Source organism: Streptomyces sp. NPDC052016 (assembly GCF_044548445.1).
GTDB lineage: Bacteria > Actinomycetota > Actinomycetes > Streptomycetales > Streptomycetaceae > Streptomyces.
In genome coordinates this window covers 59,446-71,431 of the sequence record NZ_JBIUBX010000022.1, presented here as the reverse complement: position 1 = coordinate 71,431, position 11,986 = coordinate 59,446, and the positions used below count along the sequence as shown (strand labels likewise).

Sequence of the window (11,986 nt, the reverse complement as noted above, 5' to 3'; positions counted from 1 at the left end):
CGCCGTTGCCGCCCAGGTTCGCGACCTTGCGCCGCAGGACGTCCACGGTGGTCGCGTAGTCGGCCGGATCGATGCCCTCGGGCATCCGAAGGGCCAGGAGGAGGGCGTGACCGGCGCTGGGTGCCGTCACCTTCCGGCGGCCCGCCCGATCGACTCCACCAACGGCAGCAGTCGGTACGGCACGCGCTCGCGCAGGGCGACCTCGGTGCGGGTGCGGACCACACCGGGCAGGCTGATCAGTTTCTGGATGACGTCCTCCAGGTGGGCGTTGTCGCGCGCCACGACCCGGGTGAGGAGATCCCCGCCACCGGTGATCGAGAACGCCTCGACGATCTCCGGAACGCCCGCCAACGCGTCGCCCACGTCGTCCAGGTGGCCCTGGGTGACCTCGATGTGCACGAACGCCAGCACCGGATGGCCGAGCGCGGCGGGGGAGAGGGACGGCCCGGTGCCGGTGATCACGCCGTCGCGCTCCAGCCGGTCGAGACGGGCCTGGAGGGTCCCGCGGGCGATGCCGAGGATCCGGGCGTACTCCCGCACGCTGGTGCGCGGCTGTTCGAGCAGCAGCCGCAGGATGCGGGTGTCGAGCTCGTCCACGGCCATGGTGCCCGGCCTCCTGGTGTCCTGATGGTGTCTGTGTACGCGTTTTCGACCGGCTGTCCGCTGCCCGATGCCCGCTGTCCGCCCGCGACCGCCGCCGACTGTACCAATAGCGCAGACGTACGCACTCCGGGCGGACCGGCCGATCAGTGACCGGCCCCCGCCGGCCGCGCGGTGACGGGGTGGACCAGGCTGAGCGTGCCGTCCGCTTCCAGGGTGACGTGCACGCCCTCGCTGATGCGGTCAAGGAGGGTGCGCAGCCAGGCGCGGTCCTCCTGCGGCGCCGGCTCAAGCCGCATCCGCCGGGCCCGCAGGGGCAGCATGCGAAGACCGGTCAGCCGGCCGGTGTCCGCCGCCACCGTGACGAGGTAGCCGATCCGAAGGTCGTCGCGGTACTCCTCGTAGCCGGAGATGCCCTCGTAGTCGTCGATGAAGTCGCCGCAGCCGTGGAGGATCAGCCGGTCGCGGTACACCTCGAGGCGCCGCGGATGGTGCGAGGAATGGCCGTGCACGAGATCCACGCCCCCGTCCACCAGCGCGCGGGCGAAGCGGATCTGGTCGCGGGGAACGCGGTACCCCCAGTTGGATCCCCAGTGCACGGACACCACCGCGACGTCGCCCGGGCGCTTGGCCCGCCGCACATGGCGGACCACCGCGGCGGCCGTGTCCGCCGACAGCTCGGGAAGGTGGGCCACACCGGCCGCGCTCTGGGTGGCCGCCCACGCGCGCGGTACGCCGCCGGACCACGCGCCCAGGGCGAACACCAGCACCCGGCCATCACCGGCGACGGACACCACGACGGGCGCGCAGGCCTCCTCGGGAGTCCGGCCCGCCCCGGCCGTACGCAGACCCGCGCGGGCCAGCGAGTCGAGGGTCTCCTCCAGGCCCGGGCGGCCGAAGTCGAGCACGTGGTTGTTGGCCAGGACGCAGACGTCGGGCCGGGCCACCGTGAGAGCGGGCAGGTTGTCCGGGTGCATCCGGTAGTGGATCGCCTTGTCCGGGGCGAAGGAACCGCGACGCGTGACGGACGTCTCCAGGTTCACGATGCGTACGTCCGGGGCGGACTCCTCCAGCCACCGCAGCGACGCGCCCCACGGCCACGAGGGGTCGACGGGCGCGGGGATCGGCCCGCTCATCGACTCCGCCAGCCGGACGTAGTCCCGGGCGTCCCTGACGTAGTCCTCCCGCAGTTCCGGACTGCCGGGATGCGCGAGGATCTGGTCGACGCCGCGCCCGAGCATCACATCGCCGCACAGGAACAGCGTCACCGCGCTGCCGCCCATGCCCCCACGGTAGCCCCCGGCCGGCCCGCACCGACCCGGTCAGGCCGCCACCGGCCTCCACCGTTGTCACCCATGGGACGGCCGCCGCTGGTCGTCGCTCGTCGTCGGTCGGTCACGCGCCGCCGGTCGTGACCCGAGGCCGGTCGGTCAGCTCGACCACCGACGGTCACATGCCGTCGGTGGTCGAAGCCGCCATCGGCGAACGCCGCCGGTCGTCACATGTCGACCGTCACCGCGCACGACCAGCCGTACGGATCCGGCCCGATGCGTACTTCGTGCCATTCGACGATGCTCGGAACGTCCGCCATGACCTCCACGTCCGCCAGCCCGACGACCGCCAGCCGCACGTCCATCCCGTCGTCCGTGGCCTCCGCCTCCACGTCGACGGGCACCTGACCGTGCACCTCCAGCCGATGGACGACCTCGTCCAGCAGCGCCGTCAGCAGGTCGTCGTCGCTGGCTTCGGCGAGCTGGAGCCGTTCTACGGCGGTGGGACGCACCGCCGTGACATCGGCGAAGCACTCCACCATTCCCAGCGCCGCCTCCGCGAGACAGCGCTCACGGCTCGTCGCCCAGGCGTCGATGCGAATCTCCTCGGCGTGCGGCACCGTCCGGTGGCCGCTCGATCCCTGCCGTCGTGCCTGCATGTCGTCATCGGTGTCGCCGACCATGCCCACCACCTTCGTCTGCTGTGCGGATACGGGTACCCGGATTCCGGTGGACCCATGAGGCGAAGCCGACCGACGGGACGAGGGAGAAGACGATGTCGACGACCTCCCAGCTGGTACGGGTGCCCGTCGACGGCGGGGCGCTGACGGGTGAGTTCCTCGCGCCGCCGTCGGCCCGGGCGGTGGTGCTGTTCGCCCACGGCAGCGGCAGCTCGCGGCACAGCCCGCGCAACCGCGCGGTCGCCGCGTCGCTGCGCAGCGCCGGGCTGGGCACCGTACTGATCGATCTGCTCACGGATGCCGAGGGCCGCGAGGACGCGTCCACGGGCGTGCACCGCTTCGACATCCCGCTGCTGGGCCGACGGGTGATCGCCGTCGCGGACTGGCTGGCGGTCCAGCCCGGCATCAGGGAACTGCCCCTCGTCCTGTTCGGTGCCAGCACCGGGGCGGCCGCCGCTCTCCTGGCCGCCGCCGAACGCCCGGACCAGGTACTGACCGTGGTGTCGCGCGGCGGGCGGCCCGACCTGGCGACAGCGGCCCTGGAACGCGTCCGGGCGCCGGTGCTGCTCGTCGTCGGCGGCCGGGATCCGGAGGTGCTGCGGCTCAACCAGGAGGCGGCCCGGCGGCTGCGCGGGCCGCACACCGTCCACGTGGTGCCGGGCGCGACCCATCTGTTCGAGGAGCCCGGCGCGCTGGAGCAGGTCGCCGAGGTGGTGAAGGAGTGGTGCGACGACTGCCTGAGGTCCGTGCGTGAGCAGGCGGAGGAGAGATGACCGGAGCCCGCCTGTCCGGTTCCCGGCACGCCGCTCTCCGCCGCCGACGAGGAAGGAGTGGCACCCCCATGCAGTTCCGTGATCGAAGGCAGGCCGGAGAGAGACTGGCCGACGTACTGCGGACGAGGCAGGAGGAGGGCGCCCTGCCCGACCCCGTGGTCCTCGCCCTGCCCCGCGGCGGCGTCGCCGTGGCCGCGGAGGTCGCCCGGGTGCTCGACGCCCCGCTCGACGTGCTCGTCGTGCGCAAGATCGGCGCCCCGTTCCAGGAGGAGTTCGGGGTCGGCGCCATCGCCGGCGACCAGGAACTCTTCGACGAAGCGGTCCTCGCCAGGCTCGGCCTCACCAGGAGCGATCTCCTTCCGGTCGTCGAGCGCGAGCGCAGGGAGCTCCACCGCAGGGAGCGGCTCTACCGGCAGGGCCGCCCCGCTCCCGACCTGCGCGGACGCACCGCGATCGTGGTCGACGACGGGCTGGCGACCGGAGGCACGGCCCGCGCCGCGCTGCACGCCGTACGGCATCTCACGCCTCGCCGGGTCGTGCTGGCGGTGCCGGTCGGTTCGCCCGAGGCGGTGGACCTGCTGAGCGCCGAGGCCGACGAGGTCATCTGCCTGCAACGGCCGGCCTCCTTCATGGCCGTCGGCCTCTGGTACGAGGACTTCGAGCAGCTCTCGGACAACGACGTGCTGGAGACCCTCCGCGTGGCCGCCGAACGGCGTCCCACCAGAACCTAGCCGCGGAGGGCACGCCCCGCCGAGTGGTCCGTTGGCCACGTGGTGGCACTCCAAGGCCGGACCTGACCGGGCCATTGGCCCAGCGTGCGCGGACTCGGTTGAACCATCAGCCGTCCTGGTGCTGAGATAGTCGTGTCGATGGCGCTGCGGACTCCGCGGCGCCTTTTTCATGCCGTTGTCGCTGAGGGGCGGGAAGCAGTGCTGAAGAGGGTGTTCGTGGCTCCGGATCCGGGGCGGGCGCGGCTGCGGTTCGCCGCCCGGGCCGTCCTCGGCATCGGGTCGGCGGTCGCGGTCTGCGGCCTCGCCGGGCACTCCCTCGTCGGCGCCGTCACCGGCGGCCTCGCCGCCCTGCTCGCCCTGTTCACCGTGGTCGACGCCACGGTGCGCGGCCAGGCGATCACCACGGCGCTGCTGCCCGCCGTCGGCATGCCGGTGCTCGCGGCCGCCGCCGTGCTGCACGACCACCCCGTGGCCCGCGACGTCACCTTCCTCGCCGTCATCGGCGCGGGCGTGTACGCGCGCCGCTGGGGGCCGCGCGGGCACAGCCTCGGCGTGTTCGCGTTCATGATGTTCTTCGTCGCCCAGTTCCTGCACGCCACCAGGGAGCAGCTGCCCGAGCTGTACGGGTCCCTCGCCCTGTCCGTGCTCACCGCGGCGGCGGTGCGCTTCGGGCTGTGGTGCTACGAGCGCCGGCTGCCCCCCACGCCCGTCCCGGCCCCGCCGGGCGGCCGCGGCCTCGCCCGCGTCACCACCCGCCAGGCGGTCCAGGCCACGGCCGGCGCGGGCTTCGCCCTGGTCGTGGGCCAGCTGGTGTCGGGGCAGCGCTGGTACTGGGCCGTCGGCGCCACCTGGTGGATCTTCGTCAACACCACCTCGCGCGGCGAGACGCTGGTGCGTGGCTTCCGCCGCGTCCTCGGCACGGTCATCGGCATCGGACTCGGCCTGCTCGTCGCCATTCCCGTGAACGGCGCCGGCCTGCCCACGGCCGCCCTCGTCGCCGTCTGCGTCTTCGGCGTCTTCTACACGGCCGCGGTGTCCTACACCTGGATGATGCTCTGGGTCACCCTGCTCGCCGAGCTGCTGTACGGACTGCTCGGCGTCCTCAGCCCCGGGCTGCTGGCGCTGCGGCTCGCGGAGACCGGCGTGGGCGCGCTCGGCGCCGTCCTGGCGGTGCTGTTCGTGCTGCCCGTCACCACCCACGCCGTCACCGACGCCTGGATCCAGCGCGCGCTGCGCAGTGTCCACGCCTGCACCGCGGAGGCGGCCGCACGCCTCGCGGGCGACCCGGCCGCCGACCCCGCGGCACGCGTCGCCGAACTCGAACAGCTCCTCGGCCGGGTACGGCTCTCCGTCGCCCCGCTCGTGCACCCGCTGAACCCCGTGCTGGGCCGCAAGCGGCGCGCCCGTCGCGTCCTCGCCCTGCTGGACGACTGCGCCCGCGAGATCCGCGGCCTGGTCGCCGTGGCCGCCGACCCCGAGGCCTCCCACGACGCACGCCTCGCGGCGGCCTGCTGGCGCGTGCAGGACGCGGTGGAGGCACTGACCGAGGGAGGGCCGGAGCAGGCCGCGCACGTCGGGCGCCCGCCGGTCCGCGCCGGTCACGCCGAACGTCCGGCGGCGAACGGCGGACCCGCGCTGGCGCATCTGCACGGGCTGGAGCGGGCCCTGACGGAACTGGCGCACCCCCTGCGGGCGGGATCCGGATCGCCGTTGGTGGGTGCCTGACCGGATCGCGGGTCATCAACGCGTCGGGGCCGACGGGACTGCCGGTCATCACCGCCTTCGACCCCTCCGAGGGCATCTCTGAGCGCGTCTCTCCAGGCGGCTCTCAGGGACCGGCAGGGCAGCCTCCAGGCAGGTGGGACCTGCCGGCCCTCGGGGCGGGGCGGCACGCACGGTGAACCCGGCGCCGCGCGAGGCACCGCGCCCGTTCGGCGCCACGCCCGGCCCCGCGGTACGGGCATCGCTCCCGCGGCGCCGCGCATCGCGCCGTCGGCCCCTGTGAACAGCTCCGACCGATCGTCACCCTTGGTCTAGACCGATCGCGATCGACTGCTACCGTCACCCCCAACCAGCGACGGGGCGAGAGGGGACAGCGGTGGCAGACGTCGGCGGACGGCGGCATCGGGCGTTCATCGGGTCGTTCACGGCGGCCGGCGGCCCCGGCATCGTGGCGGCGGCCGTGGATCCGGGCAGCGGCGCGCTGACCGTCCTGAGCAGCGTGAACGGCGTCCCCGACCCCTCCTACCTGGCCCTCTCGCCGACCGGGGACACGCTGTACGCGGTGAGCGAGACCGCCGAGGGCGCGGTGGCGGCGTACAGCGTGGCGGGGGACGTTCCGGAGCCCGCGGGGGCGCCCGTTCCGGTCGACGGAAACGGGCCCACGCACCTCAGCGTGTTCGACGGCCACGTCCTGACCGCCAACTACGGATCCGGCAGCGTCACCGCCGTTCCCGTCCGGCCCGACGGCAGCCTGGCCCCGGCCGCTTCCGGCGTGCTGCGCCACACCGGCTCCGGACCGCACACGCGGCGCCAGCAGGGACCGCACGCCCACCAGGTGCAGCCCGACCCGACCGGCCGCTGGGCGGTCAGCGTGGACCTCGGCACGGATTCGGTGCGGGTGTGCGACCTGCGCGACGGAGCGCCGGTCCTCCACCGGGAGTTCGCCCTGCGCCCCGGTTCGGGCCCCCGCCACCTGGCCTTCCACCCGGGCGGCGCGTACGCGTACGTCGTCAACGAGCTCACCCCGAGCGTCACGGTGTGCCGCTGGGACGCGCCCGACGGCTCGCTGAAGCCCCTGGCGGAGGTCCCCGTCCTGCCCGGCGCGCCCACCGGGGACGCCTACCCGTCGGGCGTCGCCGTGGCGCCCGACGGCCGGTTCGTGTGGACGGCCACGCGTGGCGAGGACGTGCTGTCCGTCTTCGCCGCCGAGGGCGGGGGTGAGGCGCTGCGGCTGATCGGCACGGTGCCCTGCGCGGGCCACTGGCCGCGGGCGCTCGCGGCGTCCGACGGTTTCCTCTACGTCGCGAACGAACGCTCCGGCGACGTCACCTGGTTCGCCCTCGACCCCGCCACGGGCCTGCCCCGCCGGTCCGGCTCGATCGAGGTGCCGGCTGCGTCGTGTGTCGTGCTCGGCTGACTGGCGCACGGTGCGGGCGTGGCCGAGCGGCCGGGAGAGCGCGGGGCGGGCTCAGCCGGCGCGCATCCGCCCCGGCCGACGGGGCACCTCCGACGACCGGCGTCAGGACCTCGCTCCGACGGGCGCCCGCAGGGTGCGGGCACCGGCCCGGCGAGCTCCACCGATCACCTCGGTCCACCGGTCAGGCGTGGCCGACACCTGCCGGGCGGCCGCTCCCGGCGCCGCCGCGCCCCTGCCCGGCCCCGCAGCCCGAAGAGCACGAAGGCCGCCCGAGCGCCTGGTCCAGCGAACCGCCCTGCCCGCTTCGACCGGCGCCGTCCCCGTCGCCCCCTCCGCCCGGCCCGGTCCGTCCGCAGCCAAGGGGCCGGAACGACCCTCCCGGTGTCCGATACCGACCCGTCAGCGCGCGCGACCGCCCGTCCTGACGCCCAGTGCGCGCCACCCAGAACCTACACATCTGAACAGAACTCCTGACTCAGAAGACCGGAGACCCCACGGCAAAGCCGGGGGCCGGGCCGCGCCCGCCGCCTTTCGGCAGTCCCGCGCGACCCGGCCCCCGGAACCCGGCCGGCGTTCGACCTCAACTCATCGGCTCAGCCGAGCAGTTCCACCTCCGCCAGCGTCGACTCGGCGTCGAGGACCAGGCGGTACTTCGCGTACGAGCCCGGCGACTTCACCGAGAACGCCCGGGTCTGCCGGTCCCAGGCGAAGGACTCCCCGGAGCGCCGGTCCAGCGTCCGCCAGGTCGTGCCGTCCGAGGAGCCCTGGAGGGTCCACGCGGCCGGTGCCTTCGTGCGGTCCTTCGACGACGTCAGCGTGTACTGCACGGCCTCGGCACCCTCGCCGGCCGGCAGGTCCACGGACGTCACCACCGCGTCCGTCGCCGAGGTGTCGTCGAACAGGGCGCCGTCACCCTTCAGCACGTCCGCCCGGGGCTCCGGAACCTCGTCGTCCTCGGTGATGGACACCGGAGCCGCGTTCTTGCCCGTGCCCCACGACGACGGCCTCGGACCCATGTCGAACTCCAGGACACCGCCCTTGGCGACCACCGAGTGCGGCAGCGAAGTCTTCGACCAGGGCCGGCCGTTGACCTTCAGCCCCTGCACGTAGACGTTCTTCGCGCTGTTGCGCGGCGCCTTCACCACCAGCTCGCGCCCGTTCTCCAGGTGCACGGTCGCCTTCTCGAACAGGGGCGAGCCGATCGCGTACTCGCCGCTGCCCATCACCAGCGGGTAGAAGCCGAGCGCGGAGAACAGGTACCAGGCCGACTGCTCGCCGTTGTCCTCGTCGCCGTGGTAGCCCTGCCCGATCTCGCTGCCGGTGTAGAGGCGGGACAGCACCTCGCGGACGTTCTTCTGCGTCTTCCAGGGCTGCCCGGCCGCGTCGTACATGTACAGGGCGTGGTGGGCGACCTGGTTGGAGTGCCCGTACATGCCCATCCGCACGTCCCGCGCCTCGGTCATCTCGTGGATGACACCGCCGTAGGAGCCGACGAACTCGGGGGAGGCCGTCTCGGGGGTGGACAGGTACTCGTCCAGCTTGTCGGCGAGGCCCTTGCGGCCGCCGTAGAGGTTCGCCAGTCCCCGGCTGTCCTGCGGTGCGGTGAAGGCGTATCCCCAGCCGTTGGTCTCGGTGTAGTCGTGGCCCCACACCCGCGGGTCGTACTTCGAGGACTCGACCCGCCAGTCGCCCTCGGCGTCGCGGCCCTGGAAGAACCCGGCCTTGGTGTCGAAGAGGTTCACGTAGTCCCGGGCGCGGTTCAGGAAGTACTCCGACTCCTCCTTGTAGCGCCGCTCACCGGTCTCCTCGTACAGCTTCCGGCCCATGCGGGAGATGCCGTAGTCGTTGAGGTAGCCCTCCAGCGCCCAGGACAGACCCTCGTGGGTCTCGGTGCTGGTGTAGCCGAGGAACGGGGAGGTGGCCATGCCCTTGCGGCCGACGCCCGGGTTCGGCGGCACGACCGTCGCGTTCTTCACGGCCGCGTCGTACGCCGCCTTCGCGTCGAAGTCCACGCCCTTGACGTAGGCGTCCGCGAACGCCACGTCCGAGGAGGTGCCCGTCATCAGGTCCGCGTAGCCGGGAGAGGACCAGCGGGAGGTCCAGCCGCCGTCCTTGTACTGCTGCACGAACCCCTCGACCAGTTCGCCGGCCTGAGAGGGCGTCAGGAACGAGTACGCGGGCCAGGTCGTCCGGTAGGTGTCCCAGAAGCCGTTGTTGACGTACACCTTGCCGTCGACGATCTTCGCGCCGGTGTGCGTCGGGGTGTCCGGGTTCGGCATGGCGGAGAACGGCGAGGCGTACTGGTACTTCCCGCCCACCTTCTCGAACCCGGAGTTCGGGTACAGGTACAGCCGGTACAGGCTGGAGTACAGCGTCGTCAGCTGGTCGGGGGTCGCGCCCTCGACCTCCACCTTGCCGAGCAGCCGGTCCCACTGCCGCTGGGCACCCTTCTTGACCGCCTCGAAGGACCGGCCCTCCGGGATCTCCTGGCGGAGGTTGTCCTTGGCCTGGTCGACGCTGATGAGCGAGGTCGCCAGGCGCAGGGTGACGGTCCGGTCGTCGGCCTTGAAGCGCAGATAGCCCTTGACGCCGCTGGAGTGGCCCTCGGTCACCGGCTTGTCGAACTCGCCGTAGACGAACAGCCTCGTCGCGCCCGTAGACAGGCCGGACTTCACGTCCGAGTAGCCGGTGACGACGCCGTTCTCCTTGTCGAGGGTCAGGCCCGCCTGATCCGTCACGTTGTCGAACAGGACACTCGCGTCGTCGCCCGGGTAGGTGAAGCGCAGCGCCGCCGCGTGGTCCGTCGGCGCCATTTCGGCCTTCAGCCCGTTCTCGAACCGCACCCCGTAGTAGTAGGGCCGCGCGGTCTCGTTCTCGTGCCGGAAGGCCAGCTCCCGCGCCTCCCGCCCGTACTCCGGGGTCCCGTCGGCGATGGACGGCATCACCTGGAAGGTCTGCCGGTCGCCCATCCAGGGGCTCGGCTCGTGGCTCGCGCTGAACGCCTGGATCGTCGGCAGGTTGTCCGCGTTGTTCGCCCGCGCGTAGTCGTACAGCCAGCTCAGCGAACCGGCGTTGGTCACCGGCGTCCAGAAGTTGAACCCGTGCGGCACCGCCGTCGCTGGGAAATTGTTGCCCCGGGAGAAGCCGCCGCTGGAGTTGGTGCCGCGGGTGGTCACCGCGTAGTCCGACAGATGGGCCTTGGGCCGCTCGGGCGCGACGGAGGCGATGCTCACGTCGTCCAACCAGCCGCGGAACTTGGCAGGGCCCTTGGGCGAGTCGTAGGCCACCAGGATCCGGTCCACGGTCTTCCCGTCCGCGACCGACCCGATCCGCGAGGTCACGTTGTTCCACTGGTTGACGTACAGGATCTTGGAGGCGCCCTGGCCCTGAGGGGTCAGCGGGAAACCGTGCTGGTCGGTGGCGCGCAGCTCGCTCAGGTGGGTGCCGTCGGTGAAGGCCAGGTCGACGGAGACGTTCGTGGCGTCGTAGTCGAGGTCGCCGTCCGCCATGGACGGGAAGATCCGGTACGACAGCTGCGTGTTCCGGCCGACGGCCACGTTCACGTCGAAGACCTTGTTGTACGAGTACGCCCGTCCCTCGGCGGTGTGCCGGCCGGCGTAGCGCAGTGCTCGCTTGCCCGTGAACCCGGCGCCCGCCTTGGCGGTCGGGGAGCCGCTCGGTCCCCGGTCGACCAGGGAGAGCATGTCCTGCGGGACCGGCCCGTCGCCGCCGCCCGTGGACAGCTGGAGGTCGGCGAGCTGCAGGATGCCGCCGCCGTTGTTCCGGGTGACCTCCAGCCGGAAGTGCCGGTACTCGGCGGGCTCGGCCAGGTCGTACGTCTTCGTCTGGAACCGCTCCGCGAAGGACTCCCCGGAACGGGTGTCGAGCGTCGCCCACTCCTTGCCGTCGGCCGAGCCCTTCAGGGTCCAGTCCTTCGGGTCGCGTTCGTCGTGGTCGTTGGCCGACGTCAGCGCGTAGCGCGCCAGTTTGACGGGTTCGTCCAGGCCGAACTCCACCCAGCCGGTGGACTCGAAGGCCAGCCACTTGCTGCTCGGCTCACCGTCGACGAGGTTCTCCTTGACCTCGCCGCCGCCGGTGTTCTCGGCGCTGGCCCGGACGTCGGTGACGCGGTCGGTCACATTGCCCGGTATGCCGCTGCTGTAGCCGCCGTCGACACCCGAGGCGCGTTTGGCGCCGCCGGGGCCGGTGTCGACCGTGTTCGTCCAGTCCGGAAGCGGGTCGTCCGCCTCGAAGGAGGACGCAAATCCCCGATCGGGTTTCTCCGCGGCCTGGGGCAGTGCCACCGCAACGCCCTGCGAACCCAGGGCCAAAGCGAAGGCGGTCGCCAACACGACCGCCGAACCCCATCTGTGCCGAGCTTTCCGCTGCATCAACGGGTACCCTCCCTGCGCAGTGGACAACGTTGTCACCTTCAATGCGCAAGGACTAGTAGTCGCTCAAGTGCCAGGATGTGTCAAGGGTGTTGCCTGTGGCATTCGAGGGCGAGGACAGGGACTTTTCCACCGGGAAACGTACAGGCCGCGCATACTTCCGCGAGGTCTCAACTCGGATAAGACCCGGCCCATGCACGCGGCTGTCGGCCCTGCCTGCCGCCCGGTGTTGTCGTACGGCCAGGTCGCGCGGCTGTCCGCCGCGTCCGCGGCCCGGCGTTCCGGTTGGCCCACGCTGCGGGGTTGTCGGCCCTGCCTGCCGCCCGGTGTTGTCGTACGGCCAGGTCGCGCGGCTGTCCGCCGCGTCCGCGGCCCGGCGTTCCGGTTGGCCCACGCTGCGG

The 11,986-nt window shown here is 72.5% G+C and carries 8 protein-coding genes; 4 read left to right on the top strand and 4 right to left on the bottom strand.

The window, feature by feature from the left end; all coding sequences use genetic code 11:
• Window positions 1–126: 126 nt before the first annotated feature.
• The 3 genes from ACIHAR_RS26210 to ACIHAR_RS26200 form a co-directional block, all read right to left on the bottom strand.
• Complete coding sequence (locus ACIHAR_RS26210; protein WP_365464658.1) at window positions 127–603, bottom strand: Lrp/AsnC family transcriptional regulator; 477 nt, start codon at window positions 601–603, stop codon at window positions 127–129.
• Window positions 604–746: 143 nt separating this feature from the next.
• Window positions 747–1,883 (bottom strand): CapA family protein, encoded by a 1,137-nt coding sequence (locus tag ACIHAR_RS26205; protein WP_365464656.1) that lies wholly within the window; start codon window positions 1,881–1,883, stop codon window positions 747–749.
• 215 nt (window positions 1,884–2,098) lie between these two features.
• On the bottom strand, window positions 2,099–2,554 hold the full coding sequence (locus ACIHAR_RS26200; RefSeq protein WP_365464653.1) for an archease: 456 nt from the start codon (window positions 2,552–2,554) through the stop codon (window positions 2,099–2,101).
• 92 nt (window positions 2,555–2,646) lie between these two features.
• Between ACIHAR_RS26200 and ACIHAR_RS26195 the strand changes: the two genes are divergently transcribed.
• The 4 genes from ACIHAR_RS26195 to ACIHAR_RS26180 all read left to right on the top strand — a co-directional run bounded on the left by ACIHAR_RS26195 (window position 2,647) and on the right by ACIHAR_RS26180 (window position 7,194).
• Entirely contained in the window at window positions 2,647–3,324 is a 678-nt protein-coding gene (locus tag ACIHAR_RS26195) for a dienelactone hydrolase family protein (protein WP_400022218.1), read from the top strand.
• 68 nt (window positions 3,325–3,392) lie between these two features.
• Window positions 3,393–4,055, top strand: coding sequence for a phosphoribosyltransferase family protein (locus ACIHAR_RS26190; protein WP_365464647.1), 663 nt, complete (start codon window positions 3,393–3,395; stop codon window positions 4,053–4,055).
• Between the two features lie 198 nt (window positions 4,056–4,253).
• The gene (locus tag ACIHAR_RS26185) at window positions 4,254–5,780 is read left to right on the top strand and encodes an FUSC family protein (protein ID WP_400022216.1); all 1,527 of its coding nucleotides are present in this window, start codon (window positions 4,254–4,256) and stop codon (window positions 5,778–5,780) included.
• 373 nt (window positions 5,781–6,153) lie between these two features.
• On the top strand, window positions 6,154–7,194 hold the full coding sequence (locus tag ACIHAR_RS26180) for a lactonase family protein (RefSeq protein ID WP_400022214.1): 1,041 nt from the start codon (window positions 6,154–6,156) through the stop codon (window positions 7,192–7,194).
• Between the two features lie 593 nt (window positions 7,195–7,787).
• On the opposite strand, the gene ACIHAR_RS26175 is transcribed toward ACIHAR_RS26180, so the two are convergent.
• Window positions 7,788–11,585 carry a GH92 family glycosyl hydrolase gene (locus ACIHAR_RS26175; RefSeq protein ID WP_400022212.1) on the bottom strand — a complete coding sequence of 1,266 codons (3,798 nt, stop codon included), beginning with the start codon at window positions 11,583–11,585 and terminating at the stop codon, window positions 7,788–7,790.
• Window positions 11,586–11,986: the final 401 nt, after the last annotated feature.